This is a genomic window from Streptomyces sp. HM190 (assembly GCF_009857135.1).
Taxonomy (GTDB): domain Bacteria; phylum Actinomycetota; class Actinomycetes; order Streptomycetales; family Streptomycetaceae; genus Streptomyces; species Streptomyces heilongjiangensis.
In genome coordinates this window covers 5,380,532-5,397,845 of the sequence record NZ_CP047318.1, presented here as the reverse complement: position 1 = coordinate 5,397,845, position 17,314 = coordinate 5,380,532, and the positions used below count along the sequence as shown (strand labels likewise).

The window sequence follows — 17,314 nt, the reverse complement described above, 5'->3', positions numbered from 1 at the left end:
GCCGCCGAACCGACTGCCGCTCGACAGCGGGTCCGGCAGCCGCACCGACCGCCATACCGAGCAGCCGCACGGACCGCCCCACCGAACCGCCGAACCGAACAGCCGCACCGCCCGCCGTACCGACACCGCCGTAACACCAAGGGGAAGACGCCTCCTGATGCCGGACCGCAGCCTCCGCCTCCCTTCGCTCCTGCTGCGCGAGCGGAGCTCCTCTCCCACGCCCCCGCGCGAGAGCGAGGACGCCTCCGGGCGGCCCGGGCAGCCGGGGTCGTCCGGGGCCGGTGGTTCCTCCGGTTCCGCGGACTCCTCCGGTTCGCCCGGCCCATCCGGTGCGACGGGTTCATCGGGTCCGTCCGAGGACAATCCGTTCGCGCCGCCGCCGGAGGGCGCGCCCGATCGGCCGTGGCAGCCTCGGCGGCCCGCGGGCGGCCAGGGTTCCGACGGCGGCCACGGCGGGGGTGGTCACTCGCCGTGGGGCAGTCAGTGGAGCGACCGGCAGCCCGGCCGCTCCACCGGAGGGCATTTCGGTGACCGTCCCGGCGCCCAGGGACCGGGGGGTTCCGGTCAGGGCACGGACGGCGGTCCGGGGGCCGGAATGCGCTGGGACCCGACCGACCCCGCCCAGCGTCGCGCGCGGTACGCGCTGCTCTCCGGAATGTGGGCCTTCTTCTTCGCCCTCTTCGCCTGGCCGTACGTGGCCCTGCTGCTCGGCTCGCTGGCCCTGTACTGGGGGATCAGCGCCCTGCGCGCCAAGCCGCGCACGCCGGACCCCGACGCGCCGACCCGCCCCGAGGTGAGCGGCCGACCCCAGCGGACGGCGGCCGTCAGCGGCCTCGTGACGGCCTCCCTCGCCCTGACCGTCGTGATCGCCACGTTCACGACCCAGTTCGTGTACCGCGACTACTACACCTGCGTGAACGACGCCCTCACCACGGCCTCCGAGAAGTCCTGCAAGGAACTCCTCCCCGAGGGCCCGGTACGGGACATGCTGGGCAGCGCCCAGTAGGCCGTGGACGGTGGCGGCGAACGACCGTCGCCGAGGGTCGACAGACCAGGTCGAGACGCGTCATGAGGCCTGCTCGGGTGCCCGCACAGACGTCGGCTCGGCTGGGCCGAGGGAGATGGGTGCCGGCTCCGCGACCGGACCCCGCGTCGGCCGCGTCGCCCCGGGGAACCACGTGGGCAGCGACAGAGCCCCGGCCCGGAGCCGCCGTCGGCCCGGACGCGGGGAGCGGATCGGCTCCGGACGCGGGGAGCGGATCGGCTCCGGTCGCGATGGGGTGGGCGCGGCGGCGTCCGTGAGAGACCGGTCCGGGTGGCCTGCGGCCCCGGTACCGTCCCCGGCACCCCCGTCGGGGAAGGGCCCGTCCGAAGGGTGGTCCGCGTGCCCGTCGGCCGCGGAGATCAGCGCGGCCAACGGCAGGCCCGCGAAACGCTCACGCGGTGCCGCCGCGTCCAACGCCGCCTCCCACTCGCGCGGGAACGCGGGCACCGCAGCACCCGGCCCACCGGCCGCCCCTCGCTCCCGGTCCGCCCCGCCCTGCTTTCCCCTCGACCGCGCCCCGTCAGCCCTTGCCCCCTTGCGGTGGAACAGTCCGCCTCGCAAGCCGGTGCGCTTCCTCGCGTTCTCACCTGTGGTCCCTCCCGCGGACTCTCCCGTGGAGGCCCGTTGTCCGACCGGCGTGGCCGTGCGCCGGTCCGCGTCCCGGGCGGTCCCGCGGGCGCGGGAGCGCCACCAGCGTGACGCGAGGGCGACGGGCGGGGCGACGGTGGCCACCCAGAGTCCGGCCGCTCCGCCGGTCTGCCACCAGAGGGGCCCGACGTGGCTGAGCGCGGCCACTCCGAGGGGTCCGCTCGCGAGAAGGGTGAGCAGGGCTACGGCGACGGCGCACAGAGCGGCGGCGACGAGCGCGGAGGCCGCGGTACGGCGCACGGACCACGGAGCACCGCGCTCGGCCGCGGCCCGCGCCCCCGTGAACCACCCCACGGTGACCCCGGCGGCCAGCGGCACCACCCCCACCGCCCAGGTCAGCGGCGTACCGTCCCCCGCCGGGACCGCCGCGAGCAGCGGGAACGGCGGCAGCGGCGTGGCCGGTGCCGCCGACGCCAGAGGCGCCACGACGTGCCCGGCGCCCAGGACGAAGCCGGGACCCAGCGCATAGGCAGCCGCCCACACCGCCGCGTTCGGTACCAGGGCCACACAGAGCAGCAGGACGGCGAAACGACCGGACCATCCCTCGGTGAGCTGCGGGAACGACGCGCGGACCGCGTCACCGTGCCCCAGCAGGGACACCGCGACCAGCAGCGCCCCGCCCCCGACCAGCGCCAGCGCGCCCGCCCCGGCGGCCCGCCACGCGGCGGTCACCACCTGCCGGTGGCCTTCCGTCTCCAGTACGCCGGCGAGGGGCGTGGGCAGGGGCAGCCGGGGGCGCCCGCGCCCCGCCCACACCCCTGTGCCCGCCGCGAGCGCTGCCAGCGCTGGCACGCACACCACCGCCCACCACGAGGGGCGCAGCACACCACCCGACGCGTACAGCGTGACCGCCCCGCCGACAGCGGTGTAACCGACGACGAGCCCGGCCCAGGTCGCCCGCGCGCCGGTGCCGGGGCTTTCCCCTGCGTGGTCGCGGGCGGATCGGTGCAGCAGGACCAGCGGCGGGGCGAGCAGCAGCAGGGGGACGATGCCGACGGGTGCGGGGGCGCCCGAGAGGGTGTCCGTCCGGACCAGTTCCACGCCGTGGGACAGCAGCCACAGGGCCGCCGCCACGTGCAGGGCCCCGCCCGGCCCGCTGTCCGGGTACGGCGAGCTGATCCACAGCACCATCACCAGCGCCGTGAACGCCGCGAGACCGAGCCCTGCCGCCAGGACTCCGCCCAGCAGCCCGGTGACCAGTCGGGACGACCGGCGGCGCGTCCGGAGGGACAATGGGGACAGCTCGGACAGCGACGGCAGGCCGGCCGGGAAGGGCTGGGGCGGCGCCGAGCGGCCGTGCGGGGAGGAGCGCTCCGATGCGGTGGAAGGGTCGTTCGGGTCGGTCACGTGCGTCACGTCCGCCATGCTCCCAACGACACGCGCTTTACTCGGGTAACAGGGGATTCGCGCACGTGTCGCCCACTATGTGCTTATGTGCTTTCTCGTACGCGGAGCGGTTCCCTCCAGTCGACGGAGGGCACCGGGGGCGGCCCGGCAGGGTTCTCAGCAGGGTTCCGCACCGGGCGAGGGCCACCGATGACCGGGGCCCAGGCTCCCGCCGACACGGGGACCGGGCCCGTCCCCGTTGCCTCCGTCCCCGTTGCCTCCGTCCCCGATGACTCCGCCTCCGGTACCGGGGCCGAGGACGGGTGCGAGGCCGGTCCCCCCAGTGAGGTCGAGGGTGACGCCGTCGCCGCCGGTGAGGTCGAGTGGTACGAGCAGCCCCTCTCCACGGACGCCGAGGCCGCCGCCGACCCAGGGCTCGCGCCTCCGCCGCCGACGGCCGCGCAGGCCTTCGACGCCCTTTACGCGTACTGCGCCCCCGCCCTCGTCCAGCAGACGTATCTGCTCACCGGCAGCCTTCGGCAGGCCCGCGACGCGGTCGAGCGGGCCTTCCAGCAGGCTTGGCAGCGCTGGCCGGAGGTGGCCGTGGACCGGGACCCGGCCGGGTGGGTGCGGGCGGTGGCCCACGACTGCGCCCTCTCGCCGTGGCACCAGCTGCGTCATCGCCTCCCCGTCCCCTTCCGCAGCCCGGAGCCGGGGCCGGAGCCGACGCCGAAGGATCCGGCCGTGCGCGCCCTGTTCGCCGAGCTCCAGAGACTGCGGCCCCCGTACCGCCGCGCCCTCGTCCTCTACGACGGCGTGGGCCTGGACCTGCCGGAGACGGCAGCCGAGACGGAGGCGAGCACCCCGGCGACGGCGGGGCGGGTGGAGTACGCGCGGGCGGTCGTCACCGCGTGCCTCCCGGAACCGGCGGCGCCCGAGGAACTGCGCCGGCTGCTGACCGAGCTGGCGGCCGACGTCCGGCCCCGGCCGACGCGGCCGATCGCCCTGCGCACCAGGGCCGAGCTGCGGGCCCGGCGGTGGATCTACGCCGCGGTCGTCTTCGCCGGCGTGCTCCTCACCACCACCGCGCTGACCCTGCGCACCGCACCCGACCACTACGAACCACCGGTCCCCCCGGGCGCCCCGGTGAGCGGTGTCCCCCCGCGGGTGGCCCCCGGCCCCCTCTCCGCCAAGCAGCTCAAGCTGCGGTCCAAGCTCAGAGCGGCGACGGCAGCAGGGCCCGAACGCCTCCACCCGGAGGCCAGGTGAATCCGGAGGCCAGGTGAATCCGGAGGCCAGGTGAGACCAGGGTCGGGTGTATCCGGGGGTCCGGTGAACCCGAGGGCCGGGTGGCTCCGAGGGCAACGCGACGGGCCCGCACCCACACAGGGGTACGGGCCCGCTCGACGTTCGGCTGGAGCGAGTGCTCAGCGCCGAGTGCTCAGCACCAGGTGCCCAGCGTTCAGCCGCCGAGGATCTCGCGCGCCAGCTTCGCCGTCTCGGTCGGGGTCTTGCCGACCTTGACACCGGCGGCCTCCAGGGCCTCCTTCTTCGCGGCGGCCGTGCCGGAGGAACCGGAGACGATGGCGCCGGCGTGGCCCATGGTCTTGCCCTCGGGCGCGGTGAAGCCCGCGACGTAACCGACGACCGGCTTCGTCACGTTCGCCTTGATGAAGTCGGCGGCACGCTCCTCGGCGTCGCCACCGATCTCACCGATCATCACGATGAGGTCGGTGTCGGGGTCGGCCTCGAACGCGGCGAGCGCGTCGATGTGCGTGGTGCCGATGACCGGGTCGCCACCGATGCCGACGGCCGACGAGAAGCCGATGTCACGCAGCTCGTACATCATCTGGTACGTCAGCGTGCCGGACTTCGAGACGAGACCGATGCGGCCCGGCTTGGTGATGTCACCGGGGATGATGCCGGCGTTCGACTGACCCGGAGTGATCAGACCGGGGCAGTTGGGACCGATGATGCGGGTCTTGTTGCCCTTCTCGACCGCGTACGCGTAGAACGCGGCGGAGTCGTGCACGGCGATGCCCTCGGTGATGACGACCGCGAGGGGGATCTCCGCGTCGATGGCCTCGACGACGGCGGCCTTGGCGAAGGCCGGCGGCACGAAGAGGACGGACACGTTCGCGCCCGTCTTCTCGATCGCCTCGGCCACGGTGCCGAAGACCGGGATCTCGGTGCCGTCGACGTCGACGCTCGTGCCCGCCTTGCGGGGGTTCACGCCACCGACGATGTTCGTGCCGTCGGCCAGCATGAGCTTGGTGTGCTTCATGCCCGTGGCACCGGTCATGCCCTGGACGATGACCTTGCTGTCCTTGTTGAGGAAGATAGCCATGGCTGTGTGTCCTCGTCCCTTACTTCGCAGCCGCGAGCTCGGCGGCCTTGTCGGCCGCGCCGTCCATGGTGTCCACGCGCTGGACCAGCGGGTGGTTGGCGTCGGAGAGGATCTTGCGACCCAGCTCGGCGTTGTTGCCGTCGAGACGGACGACGAGCGGCTTGGTGACTTCCTCGCCCCGGTCCTTGAGCAGCTGCAGCGCCTGCACGATGCCGTTGGCGACCTCGTCGCACGCGGTGATGCCGCCGAAGACGTTGACGAAGACGGACTTGACGTCCGGGTCGCCGAGGATGATCTCCAGACCGTTCGCCATGACGGCGGCGGAGGCGCCACCACCGATGTCGAGGAAGTTGGCGGGCTTGACGCCACCGTGCGCCTCACCGGCGTAGGCGACGACGTCCAGGGTGCTCATGACGAGACCCGCGCCGTTGCCGATGATGCCGACCTCGCCGTCGAGCTTGACGTAGTTGAGGCCCTTCTCCTTGGCGGCGGCCTCCAGCGGGTTGGCCGACGCCTTGTCCTGGAGCTCCTCGTGCGAGGGCTGACGGAACTCGGCGTTCTCGTCGAGGGAGACCTTGCCGTCGAGGGCGATGACGTCGCCGGAGGCGACCTTCGCCAGCGGGTTGACCTCGACGAGGAGAGCGTCCTCGGCGACGAAGGTCTTCCACAGGGTGACGAGGATGTCGGCGACCTTGTCGGCGACCTCGGCCGGGAACTTCGCGGCCTCGACGATCCGGCGGGCGACCTCGGGGGTCACACCCTCGTTGGCGTCGATGGGGGTCTTGGCGACGGCCTCGGGGCGGGTGGCCGCCACCTCCTCGATCTCCATGCCGCCCTCGACGGAGGCGATGGAGAGGAAGGTGCGGTTGGTGCGGTCGAGGAGGAAGGAGACGTAGTACTCCTCGACGATCTCCGGCGCGGTCTCGGCGATCATGACCTTGTGGACCGTGTGGCCCTTGATGTCCATGCCGAGGATGTCCGTCGAACGGGCGACGGCCTCGTCCGGGGTGGCGGCGAGCTTCACACCGCCGGCCTTGCCTCGACCACCGACCTTCACCTGAGCCTTGACGACCGACTTGCCGCCCAGCCGCTCGGTGATCTCGCGCGCCGCCTCAGGCGTGTCGATGACTTCACCGGCCAGCACCGGTACACCGTGCTTGGCGAAGAGGTCCCTCGCCTGGTACTCGAACAGGTCCACGCGCTTCCGTCCCTATCAGTGATCGCGGTTCGTTGGATGCGTGGGCGTGCCGCGAAGGGCAACGTGACGTCCGCCGAGAGTCACAAGGGAGGCGCACACGGTGTCCGAGCGCGCGGCATGTCCGTCTCGCAGGTTATCTCTGCTTCCGGGAGCCCTCTAAATCGCGCGTCACACCTGAGCGGTGATACCTGTCACATGATGCCGCGCTCACTGGCACGGCGTGCCGGATGTGAGCCGCGTGGGCATCGGATCGCGGGGCCTCACCGGGCTGGGGTGCGCCCGGTGAGGCCCCTTTCCGGGCCCTTCCTCGACTCGGGGAAGGGCCGCGGCGGGTGATCGTCTCCCCAGTGAGGACCACCCGCCCCTCCCCGCCGGTATCCACCCGGACCCGGCCGACGGCTTTCGGCTGTCCGGGGCTCCGCCGGAGGGGAGCAGTACTACGAGCCGGCCCCCTTCACCCGCCCGTCCCGTACGGCCGCCGGGTGGGACGGGGCACGGCCCGCCGGCACAGGCCGCGCGGGAGGCGCTCCGGCGCGATCGAGTCGGCGGGGTCCACGCTCACGTCGGACGCGGTGACCGTCGGCGTGTGCGGTTCGTCCGCGTCGGCGGTGGCGGCGCCGAGCGCCCCCGCGCCGGTGGCATCGGCGGCCAGGACGAGGGAGCGGCGGATGTTCTCGTTCACGCGTACGTCAGTTCCTTCGGGGTGCCGAGTCGTGGAACCGGGTGGGAACCCGCGACCGGTGCGGCCGCTGTCGTCGCGTCCTGCGCGCCGGGCCGGCGGCTGAGCACCCGGAGTGGTCGCCTCCGTCGTCATGACGGGGCCGCGGTACCGGTTCCGAGGGGGTGCGTCCGGGCCTCCGCGACAGGGGAGGGAATGTTCCGGACGGAGGGCGAGCGGGCGGATCTGGCCGTTCTCCCCCGCTCGACGAGGCGGTGACGGGGGCGGCTTGCCCTACCCGGGGAACTCGGGGATGTCCCGGCGCCGGTCCTGGGTCCCGCCAGCGGCGTCGGCCACGGTGGCGCCGGGCGCGAGACTCGACGGCGCCCGCTGAAGAGAAGTGACGGCGTGGGGCTCGGCGTGACGCGGCCCGCCGTTGTCGGCGACGGAGTGAACGCCGAGGGCGTCCGCAGGCACTCCGTCGGGGGCCTGGGGCTCGGGCGTCCGCCCGGCACGCGCGTCACCGGCACGCGCGTCACCGGCACCGGCGTCGTGGTGGTGGGCCGCCACGGCGGCCACGTCACCGTCCCCGGCGAACGGTCCGTGCGCGGCGCGAGCCGGACCGACGCGGCGTCGCTCACGACCGCCGTCCACACCCTGGCCGGCCTTGCCGGGCCGCACCACGCCCGGCTCACGAGGCGTCACGCCGACGGGCGTCGTCTCCCCCGGCACCGTGGGCCACGCAGGCACGCCGGGCAACTCGGGCAACTCGGGCAACTCAGGCACGCCCGGCAGCTCAGGCACGCCGGGTATCTCAGGCACGCCGGGTATCTCGGGCACACCGGGTATCTCGGGCACGCCGGGTATCTCGGGCATCTCCGGCCCGCCCGGCAGCTCAGGAAGCCGCGGCCAATCGGAGCCGCCGGGCCACGACGGCACCTGCGCTCCCGGCGGGAAGGACGACGTGTCGCCCATTCCCCCGGTCACGGCCTCCACGACATCCCCGACCGGCCGCGACACGTCCTCGGTGAACGGCCGCAGGACTTCGTCAGCGACCGGCTGCACGACGTCCCGGGCCACCGGCGGCACCACGTCATCGACCACGCCGGTCGTCTCGGCAGACCCCGTACCCCCAGGTCCCGGATCAACGGCGCTCGTGACGACCGGGAGCGAAGTCACGGTCCCCTCGGCCGCGTTCGCCCGCCCCGCGCAGAGAACCCCGAGGACGAACAGCCCGCCCGCCAGCAGGAGAAGCCACACAACACGGCGCCCGGCGGCCGCACGCGAGATGCGCGGGGCGGCACTGGCACCGGCACCGGCACCGGCACCGGCACCGGGAAGTGCGACGGCTGGAGTCAAGACGGGGAGGTTCCTCCCGTGCGGCGGTCCTACGGAGTACGGGGTGGAGGCGCGCACACCCGTGTGAAGGCTGTGAAGCGCTGCCGATCCTCGCACGGACCGCCCGCCGTCACGCAAGCCCCACGCCACCGCCGCATTGTCATGTCCACATTACAACCTCCCCTGTCCGGTTCCCCGCCCTCCCCTCCCGCGCCTGCGCTCTGCCCCTGCCCCTGCCCCTGCCCCTGCCCCTGCCCCTGCCCCTGCGACAACAGTTGCCCTGCCCGTGCAGCCCCCTCAGGCGCTGTCCGGTATCGGCAGGGGCCGCTTCTCAATGGCCGCCGCCATCACCTCCGGGAACAGGTCGGGTGTGCAGGCGAACGCCGGTGCGCCGAGGGCGGAGAGGGCCGCCGCGTGCTCCCGGTCATAGGCGGGCGCCCCCTCGTCGGACAGCGCGAGCAGCGTCACGAACTGCACCCCGGACGCCTTCATCGCCGCCACCCGTTTCAGCATCTCGTTGCGGATCCCGCCCTCGTAGAGGTCGCTGATCAGCACCACCACCGTCTCCGCGGGCCGGGTGATCTGCGACTGGCAGTAGGCGAGCGCCCGGTTGATGTCCGTGCCACCGCCGAGCTGGGTGCCGAAGAGGACGTCGACGGGGTCGTCGAGCTGGTCGGTGAGGTCGACGACCGCCGTGTCGAAGACGACGAGCCGGGTGCTGATGGACCGCATCGACGCGAGCACCGCCCCGAACACGGACGCGTAGACGACCGACGCCGCCATCGACCCCGACTGGTCGATGCAGAGGATGACCTCTTTCTTCACCGACTGCGAGGCCCGCCCGTACCCGATGAGCCGCTCGGGCACGACCGTGCGGTACTCGGGCAGGTAGTTCTTCAGGTTGGCCGCGATCGTGCGGTTCCAGTCGATGTCGTGATGGCGCGGCCGGCTGACACGGGCGCTGCGGTCGAGCGCACCGGTGAGGGTGGCTCGGGTGCGGGTCGCGAGCCGCTTCTCCAGGTCCTCGACGACCTTGCGCACGACGGCCCGCGCCGTCTCCTTCGTCGTCTCCGGCATGGCCTTGTTGAGGGAGAGCAGGGTGCCGACGAGGTGGACGTCGGCCTCCACCGCCTCCAGCATCTCCGGTTCGAGCAGCAGCGTGGACAGCCCGAGGCGGTCGATCGCGTCGCGCTGCATGACCTGGACGACGGAGGAGGGGAAGTACGTCCGGATGTCGCCGAGCCACCGCGCCACCGACGGCGCCGACGCCCCGAGCCCCGCCGAACGGTCCCTCCCGGTCTGCGGCTTGTCCCCCTTGCCGTACAGGGCGGTCAGCGCCTGGTCCATGGCCACGTCCCGGCCGCCGAGCGCGCACCCGGTGCCGTCGGCCGCCTCCCCTCCGAGGACCAGCCGCCAACGCCGCAGCCGTTCGTCGGCCGCCTGCTCGTACGTGCCCTCCATGGCCGCCGTCGCCCCCTCCGCGGTCCCCTTCGCCGCGTCCGCGGCGTGCTTCGCCCCGTCCGTGATCCCCTGCACCGTCATCCGCGGACCCCCGTACGAGGCCGCGCCCACAGCGGCATCACCGGCACCGTCGTCGTCGGCCGGTCACCCGACCGGGGCTCCGGCGCGTGGCCGTGGCCGTCCCCGGCGGCCACCGCCTGCGCGGCCCGCCCCGTCCGGCTCAGTCCGTCCGTCGTCATCCCGCCACCCCCGCAAGGTCGTTGTCGTCGATGGGGGCCCGGTCGTCCAGGCCCAGCAGCAGCCGCACCACCGGCAGCACCGCGTCCGCGCGGTCGGTGTCGAGGTCGGCCGCGAAACCGGGTGCGCCGGATCCGCCGCCGGCCGCCGTACTCCCCCGTCCGGGTCCGCGACGCACCAGTTCGCCGAGCGTCCTGCGCACCCCCGGCTCGTACGCCGAGAACGTCCGCCGCAGCAGCGGCAGTACGTCCGTGAACGCGTCCCCCGGCACCCCGGTCAGCCACGTGTCCACCAGCCCGAGGAGCCGTTCGTCGTGGACCAGCAGCATGCCGCCGCCCGAGGCGCCGCCGACGAAGCCCTCGATCCATGCCGCCGCGTCGGCCGGGGCCGTGCCCGGCGACAGGACGAGCCCCATGAGCCGGGCCGCCTCGTCCTGCGCCAGCTCCCCGTCGTCCAGCAGGATCCGGACGGCCCGGCCCCGGACGACGCCCGGAACGGTGTCCCGCCCGGAGAGCACCCGCAGGACGGAGTGCCAGCGGACCCTCAGGTCACCGTGCCCGGTGCGGACGGCGTCGCCCAGCAGCCCCACCGCTCCGTGCACCGCGTCCACATGGCCTCGCATCTCCTGCGCGGCGTCCGCGTCGAGCGCGGCACAGGCCGGGGGCAGTCCGACGAAGATCCGCTCGGCGAGCCCGGCGGCGACCTCGGTGAGCGCCCGGGTGTCGGTGGCGCGGACGTCGCCGTAGCGCAGGGAACGGACCAGGGCCGGGAGCGCCTGCGCGAGGTGGGCGACGTCGGCGTCGAGGGCGGCGCGGTCGGCGAGCACCCGCATCACCATGGGGAGCGCGGCGGTCAGTTCGGCCAGGAGACAGCGCTCGGCGAGCGTGGTGATGTCGGCGAGCGACGGGGCGGCGACCGCGTCCGCCTCGGCCTTCGCGGTCGCCGCCGCGAGCACCGTGGTCCCCCACACCCCTGCCTCGGCGACCCGCACGGCGAGCTCCGGCTCCCAGCGCAGCCGCCAGGTCTCCCGGAACGTGCCCGTGCTGCTCCGCGACACGGCGGGCTCGCCCCAGGCGACGCCGAGCAGCCGCAGCCGGTGCAGCAGGCGGCTGCGCCCGGCGTCGTTCTCCTTGCGCAGGTCGAGTTCCAGTTCGCGTTCCAGCGCCTCCGGCTTGAGGCGCAGCCGCCGCTGGAGCCGTGCCAGGTCCCGCTGCAGCGGGACGGCCGGCGCCGCCTCGGGCACCTCCCCCAGGACGTCCCCGACCACCAGCCGGTCGTGCACCAGCGACAGCGGTACGTCCGAGCCCTCGCACATCACGGCCCGTACGGCGTCGGTGGTCTCGGTCAGACCCGGCAGGGGGCGGCCGCGCATGGCGGCGAGCGTCTCGGCCAGCCGTACCGCCTCGATGACGTGTGCGGAGGACACGATGCGGTCCTCCGCACGGAGAAGGCCCGCGACCTTGGTCAGCCATCGCTCCACGGGACGGTCGGGCACGCCGAACAGGTGCCCGTACCAGCCAGGGGAGTCGATGCCCGCGCCATAGCCGCTGGCCCGGGCCAGCCGCCGGTGCGTCCACGGCACCCAGGTCATGTCGGCCTTGACCTTGGACAGCCCCTTGAGCAGGGCCCGGTCGGCGGCCACGGTCCGCTTCCGCCGCAGCGCGGGCACGTGCCAGGCCCCGCACACGACGGCCACCGCGTCGTCCCCGAACTCCTTCTGCGCGGCCCGCATCTGCAGGCGCATGTACGCCTCGCGCACCGAGTCGCGGTCGTGCCCGTCGGCGGCGTCCCCCTCGCGGAGCGCGCCCATGGCCTCCTCCAGCACGGCGAACGGCGCGAACGCGTCCCCGCCCGTGCCCCGGTGCTCGACCACGTCCTCCCACCAGCGCTCCGGGTCGTCGTAACCGGCGGCCTCCGCGAGCACGGCCAGCGGGTCGACCCGGACCGGGTCCGTCGGGGCTCCCGGACCGTCGTCCGCGGGGTTCCCGTCGGCAGGTTCGCCGGAGCCTTCCGCGGTCTGCTCCGGCTCCCCTGGCGTGGCGGGGGCGGTCTCCCCCTGTGTCCGCGGGGCCGGATCGTCAGCCGCCGTGGTCGGTGCTTCCGGTTCGGCCGCCGCGGTGTTCTCCCTCCCCCAGGCCAGCGTGTGCGTGGCCGGGAGGTCGATGAAGCGGGCGGGGACCCCGTGCTCCAGGGCCCAGCGGATGGCCACCCACTCGGGGGAGAACTCGGCGAGGGGCCAGAACGCGGAGCGGCCGGGCTCGTCGACCGCGTGGGCGAGGAGGGCGACCGGGGGCCGCATGTCCTCGTCGGCGGCGAGCGGGATGAGGGGGTCCGCCTCGGGTGGTCCCTCGATCAGCACGACCCGGGGCCGGGCCGCCGCCAGCGCGGCCCGCACCGCCCGCGCCGAGCCGGGCCCGTGGTGCCGTACACCGAGGAGCAACGGTCCGGCGCCGGACGGCCGTGGAACGTCCGGGCGCTCCTGCTGGGCCGTCACGCGCTCACCTCGCGGCAGGCGCGGTAGAAGTCGGTCCAGCCGTCGCGCTCACGCACGACCGCCTCCAGGTACTCCTGCCAGATGACGCGGTCGGCGGCCGGGTCGCGGACGACGGCGCCGAGGATGCCGGCGGCCACGTCGGAGGGGCGCAGGACGCCGTCGCCGAAGTGGGCGGCGAGCGCCAGCCCGTTGGTGACGACGGAGATCGCCTCGGCGGTGGAGAGGGTGCCGCTGGGCGACTTCAGCTTCGTGCGGCCGTCCGTGGTGACGCCGTCCCGCAGCTCGCGGAAGACGGTGACGACGCGGCGGATCTCGTCGATGCCGTCGGGCGCCGTCGGCAGGTCGAGGGAGCGGCCGATCTGGTCGACGCGGCGCGAGACGATCTCCACCTCGGCGTCGGCGCTCTCCGGCAGCGGCAGCACGACCGTGTTGAAGCGGCGGCGCAGGGCGCTCGACAGGTCGTTGACCCCGCGGTCGCGGTCGTTGGCCGTGGCGATGAGGTTGAACCCGCGCACGGCCTGCACCTCCTGCCCCAGCTCCGGGATGGGCAGGGTCTTCTCGGACAGGATCGTGATCAGGGTGTCCTGGACGTCCGCCGGGATCCGGGTCAGTTCCTCCACGCGGGCGGTCATGCCCTCCGCCATGGCCCGCATGACGGGGCTGGGCACGAGGGCGTCGCGGCTCGGGCCGTGGGCGAGCAGTTGCGCGTAGTTCCAGCCGTAGCGGATCGCCTCCTCCGGGGTGCCGGCGGTGCCCTGCACGAGGAGGGTCGAGTCGCCGCTGACGGCCGCCGCGAGGTGCTCGGAGACCCAGGTCTTGGCGGTGCCGGGCACGCCGAGCAGGAGCAGGGCGCGGTCGGTGGCGAGGGTGGTGACGGCGACCTCGACGATGCGGCGCGGGCCGACGTACTTCGGTGTGATCACCGTGCCGTCCGGGAGCGTCCCGCCGAGCAGATACGTGGCGACCGCCCACGGCGACAGCTTCCAGCGGACCGGGCGGGGCCGGTCGTCCTGGGCGGCGAGCGCGGCGAGTTCGTGGGCGAAGGCGTGCTCGGCGTGCGGGCGCAGTTCCTCGCCGCCCGCGGGTGCGCCCGGTACGTGCGTGTCTGTGTGCGCGTTCGCGGGCGCGGACTGCGCGGACTGGTCGTGGCTCGGGTCGACAGTGGTCGTTTCTACGGACGCAGGCATGGCTGAGTCCCCCTCCAGCTCGGCCGGTTCGGATCTGCTGACCACAGTGCACCACGCCACTGACAATCCAGTCTGACCTGCGGAAATCCGATCGCGCAAGCCAATTGTCAGTGGTGGGATCTACCTTCGGAACATGACTCAGCAGGGGGTGCGCTGGACGGCTGAGCAGGTGCTGGCACTGGCACCTGACGCAGCCTCGCGCAAAGCCGGAAGCAAACTCGCCGCGGCCGGACCGTGGTCGCAGGCGGGCACTTCGGACGAGGGGACGGTGTGGGGACTGTGCAAAGGCAGTGGCAGCAAGCCGTATCAGACTGTGGTCGACGTCGCGGACCCGTCCGGGCCCGCGTACAAGTGCAGTTGTCCGAGCCGGAAGTTCCCGTGCAAGCACGCGCTGGGACTCCTGCTGCTCTGGGCGGGCGACGCCGGTGCGGTGCCGTCTGGGCAGGCGCCGGACTGGGCGGAGCAGTGGCTGGAAGGCCGCCGCAGGCGCGCAGCGGAGAGGACGACGAGGACGGGCGCGGCATCTGGGGCCACGTCCGCTGACCCGGAGGCGGCGCGGCGCCGGACCGAGCGGCGTGCCGACCGCGTCACCGCGGGCGCGACCGAGCTCGAACAGCGCCTGAGCGACCTGCTCCGCGGCGGCCTCGCCGCCGCGGAGCAGGCGGGATACGGGCTGTGGGAGGAGACGGCTGCCCGTATGGTCGACGCGCAGGCTCCCGGACTGGCCGCGCGTGTGAGGGAGTTGGGTGCCATACCGGGTTCGGGTGCGGGCTGGCCCGTCCGGCTCCTGGAGGAGTGCGCCCTCCTCCACCTGCTCGACCAGGGCTGGCTGCGCCGCGAGAGCCTCCCGGAAGGGCTCGCGACGACGGTCCGCTCCCGGGTCGGCCTGCCGGGCTCGGCGGACGGACCGCCGGTCCGTGACCGTTGGCTGGCCCTCGCCCAGTACGACACGTCCGACTCCCGCCTGACCACCCGCCGGATCTGGCTCCACGGCGCCGAGTCGGGCCGGACGGCGCTGCTGCTGTCGTACGGGGCCGCCGGCCGCGCGCCCGAACTGTCGCTGCCGGTGGGCCTGGCGTTCGAGGCGGAGGTGTCGGCGTACCCGGGCGGAGGGCAGCTCCGGGCGGCGCTGGGCCAGCGGTTCACCGCGCCCGAGCCCGCGGACATGCGGCCTCCCGGAGTCACTCCGGCCGAGGCGGCGGCCCGTTACGGCGAGGCCCTGCGGGACGACCCGTGGCTCGACTCGTACCCGGTCACGCTCACCGGGGTGATACCCACGCCGGACGACGACTCATGGCAACTGGCGGACCCGGACAGCGGTTTGGCCCTGCCGCTCACACCGTCCGCTCGCTCGCGCCCCGGCCTGTGGCGCCTCGTCGCCCTGTCCGGCGGCGCCCCCGTCACGGTCTTCGGCGAATGCGGTCACCGGGGCTTCACGCCGCTCACGGCCTGGCCTCAGGACCCGACGGGAGGAGCGGTGTCTCTGTGCTGACCGAAGACGACACCACGCCGACCAACGCCGGAACCGACACCGACAGTGGCTCCGGCTCCGGCTCCGGCTCCGGCTCCGGCTCCGGCTCCGGCAACAGCCGACCGGCCGGCCGGCCCGGCCCACCCGGTCCTCCGCGTACGGAAGGAACCCTCATGAGCACCAGGTCAACGGCACAGGCGGGCCACGCCTGGGAGGAGCTCGTCACGACGGCGCTCCTCGGGACGGACCGTCGTACGCCTCCGGTGTCGGCGTCCGGCCGGGAGGCGCCGGTGGCCCTGCTGGACGCGGCGGCGCTGGAGACCGTCCGGCGCCGGGCGGGGCTGCGGCCCGTGCGGGCGGCGGCGCCACCGCGACCCGCCGCACCGGACGAACGGCCGCCGTTGCCGCCGGCCGCGGCGCGCCGACTGGCGACGCTGCTGACGGACCGGCCGGGCACGGGCGGAGGCCGCCGAGGGACGGCGCCGGACCTGATGGAACTGTTGCCCCAGTGGCTGGCGCTGGCCAACGCGCACGGGTACGCGGCCCCGCCGGAGATGCTGCCCGCGTTGCTCGACGCGGCACGCGGCCGTACCGATCTGCGGACCGCCGCCCTGACGTTCGCGGGCACGCGCGCGTTGTGGCTGGCGCGGTTGAACGCGGACTGGCGTTTCGCGCTGCGGTCCGCACCGGGTGGTGGTTCGGCGCTGCCCGGTGCGGACGAGCCGGAGCGTGTGCGACGCCTGTGGCAGGAGGGCCTGTTCGCCGAACGGATGGCGCTCCTCACCGCCCTGCGCGGCCAGGACGCGCCCGCCGCACGGGATCTGCTCGTCTCCACCTGGTCGACGGAACGTGCGGAGGACCGGCTGATGTTCCTCGACTCGCTCCGGACGGGACTGGAGGCGGCGGACGAGCCGTTCCTGGAGGGTGCGTTGTCCGATCGCAGCCGCAATGTGCGCTCCACCGCCGCCGAGTTGCTGTCCGCGCTGCCCACCTCGGCACTGGCCGGTCGGATGGCGCGGCGGGCGACAGCGTGCGTGACCGTGGACCGTACGGGCGACACGCCCACGATCGTGGTCGAGGCGCCCCACGAGTGCGATCCGGACATGGAACGCGACGGTGTCCAGCCGAAGGCGCCGGCCGGCCGAGGGGAACGGTCGTGGTGGCTGGGCCAGTTGGTGGAGGCGACACCGCTCGACGTCTGGTCTGCCCGGCTCGGCGGCCGTTCGCCGGAGGAGATGGTGGCGCTGCCCGTCGCGGACGACTGGCAGGCGGAGTTGCACGGCGCCTGGTGCCGGGCGGCGGTACGTCAACGTGATCCGGGCTGGTCGAGGGCCCTGCTGGGGGAGCCCGTCACCCCGGAGGCGGGCGGGCCGGGGGCCGTGTCGCTGGCCGAGCGGGCGAAACTGCTCGCCACGCTGGACGCCGACGAGCGGGCCGAGTGGGTCGCCGCGTTCATCGGGGCGCACGGCCTGTCGGAGGCGTTCCAGTTGCTCGGAGTGTGCGACGTCCCGTGGGTTGCGCCCCTGGGCCGGGCCGTGGTGGACGCCCTCGACATCGCGCGGGACGCCGGCAGCTACCCGTGGAGTTTCAGCGGGGTGATGGGTCTGGCGGAGCGTTGCCTGGACCCTGACGAGGCCGCGCGGCTCGAACCGCTCACCGCGGCCACGGACGAACCGGAGGACGCGGCGCCCGGCGCCGGGGGGTACTGGGCTGAGGCGTTCCAGCGCCTGGCGACGACGTTGCGGTTGCGCGCGACGATGAGAGCGGAGTTGGCTCCGCCGGGCGTGGCGGGCACCTCGTAGCTCAGGGCTCGTGGGCTCCGTCGGCGGGTGCGGGGGCCGGCCCCCGCTTTCGCCGGAGAGGTGCGCGCCACCGTTCCTCGGCACACGCACCGCTACGAGCGG

The 17,314-nt window shown here is 74.2% G+C and carries 13 protein-coding genes; 4 read left to right on the top strand and 9 right to left on the bottom strand.

What is annotated here, in order from left to right:
* Nucleotides 1-157 precede the first annotated feature (157 nt).
* Nucleotides 158-1,006, top strand: coding sequence for a hypothetical protein (locus GSY65_RS23110; protein ID WP_159771948.1), 849 nt, complete (start codon nucleotides 158-160; stop codon nucleotides 1,004-1,006).
* Between the two features lie 60 nt (nucleotides 1,007-1,066).
* Here the strand turns inward: GSY65_RS23110 and GSY65_RS23105 are convergent, their stop codons facing one another.
* Nucleotides 1,067-3,058 (bottom strand): cell division protein PerM, encoded by a 1,992-nt coding sequence (locus GSY65_RS23105; RefSeq protein WP_236579999.1) that lies wholly within the window; start codon nucleotides 3,056-3,058, stop codon nucleotides 1,067-1,069.
* Between the two features lie 171 nt (nucleotides 3,059-3,229).
* On the opposite strand from GSY65_RS23105, the gene GSY65_RS23100 reads away from it, so the two are divergent.
* The gene (locus GSY65_RS23100) at nucleotides 3,230-4,288 is read left to right on the top strand and encodes an RNA polymerase sigma factor (RefSeq protein WP_236579997.1); all 1,059 of its coding nucleotides are present in this window, start codon (nucleotides 3,230-3,232) and stop codon (nucleotides 4,286-4,288) included.
* Between the two features lie 193 nt (nucleotides 4,289-4,481).
* Here the strand turns inward: GSY65_RS23100 and sucD are convergent, their stop codons facing one another.
* The 8 genes from sucD to GSY65_RS23055 all read right to left on the bottom strand — a co-directional run bounded on the left by sucD (nucleotide 4,482) and on the right by GSY65_RS23055 (nucleotide 13,939).
* On the bottom strand, nucleotides 4,482-5,366 hold the full coding sequence (gene sucD / locus GSY65_RS23095) for a succinate--CoA ligase subunit alpha (RefSeq protein WP_159771942.1): 885 nt from the start codon (nucleotides 5,364-5,366) through the stop codon (nucleotides 4,482-4,484).
* Between the two features lie 19 nt (nucleotides 5,367-5,385).
* Nucleotides 5,386-6,564 carry an ADP-forming succinate--CoA ligase subunit beta gene (sucC, locus tag GSY65_RS23090; protein WP_159771939.1) on the bottom strand — a complete coding sequence of 393 codons (1,179 nt, stop codon included), beginning with the start codon at nucleotides 6,562-6,564 and terminating at the stop codon, nucleotides 5,386-5,388.
* A gap of 454 nt (nucleotides 6,565-7,018) precedes the next feature.
* Nucleotides 7,019-7,246, bottom strand: a complete 228-nt coding sequence (locus tag GSY65_RS23085; protein ID WP_159771936.1) for a hypothetical protein — start codon at nucleotides 7,244-7,246, stop codon at nucleotides 7,019-7,021.
* Nucleotides 7,247-7,516: 270 nt separating this feature from the next.
* Complete coding sequence (locus tag GSY65_RS33980) at nucleotides 7,517-8,326, bottom strand: hypothetical protein (RefSeq protein WP_236579996.1); 810 nt, start codon at nucleotides 8,324-8,326, stop codon at nucleotides 7,517-7,519.
* A 531-nt stretch (nucleotides 8,327-8,857) separates the two neighbouring features.
* Complete coding sequence (locus tag GSY65_RS23070; protein ID WP_159776292.1) at nucleotides 8,858-10,021, bottom strand: vWA domain-containing protein; 1,164 nt, start codon at nucleotides 10,019-10,021, stop codon at nucleotides 8,858-8,860.
* A 77-nt stretch (nucleotides 10,022-10,098) separates the two neighbouring features.
* Nucleotides 10,099-10,260 carry a hypothetical protein gene (locus tag GSY65_RS23065; RefSeq protein ID WP_159771927.1) on the bottom strand — a complete coding sequence of 54 codons (162 nt, stop codon included), beginning with the start codon at nucleotides 10,258-10,260 and terminating at the stop codon, nucleotides 10,099-10,101.
* On the bottom strand, nucleotides 10,257-12,752 hold the full coding sequence (locus GSY65_RS23060) for a DUF5682 family protein (RefSeq protein WP_236579995.1): 2,496 nt from the start codon (nucleotides 12,750-12,752) through the stop codon (nucleotides 10,257-10,259). Before GSY65_RS23060 ends, GSY65_RS23065 begins: the two co-directional genes overlap by 4 nt.
* Nucleotides 12,749-13,939 (bottom strand): AAA family ATPase, encoded by a 1,191-nt coding sequence (locus tag GSY65_RS23055; RefSeq protein ID WP_159771924.1) that lies wholly within the window; start codon nucleotides 13,937-13,939, stop codon nucleotides 12,749-12,751. Before GSY65_RS23055 ends, GSY65_RS23060 begins: the two co-directional genes overlap by 4 nt.
* Before the next feature lie 133 nt (nucleotides 13,940-14,072).
* Here GSY65_RS23055 and GSY65_RS23050 point away from each other — a divergent pair, with 133 nt between their 5' ends.
* Both GSY65_RS23050 and GSY65_RS23045 read left to right on the top strand, forming a co-directional pair.
* Nucleotides 14,073-15,431: an SWIM zinc finger family protein gene (locus tag GSY65_RS23050; RefSeq protein WP_159771921.1), complete on the top strand. Its 1,359-nt coding sequence runs from the start codon at nucleotides 14,073-14,075 to the stop codon at nucleotides 15,429-15,431.
* A gap of 152 nt (nucleotides 15,432-15,583) precedes the next feature.
* A complete protein-coding gene (locus GSY65_RS23045; protein ID WP_159771918.1) occupies nucleotides 15,584-17,212 on the top strand; it encodes a DUF5691 domain-containing protein in 1,629 nt (542 codons plus the stop codon).
* Nucleotides 17,213-17,314 lie beyond the last annotated feature (102 nt).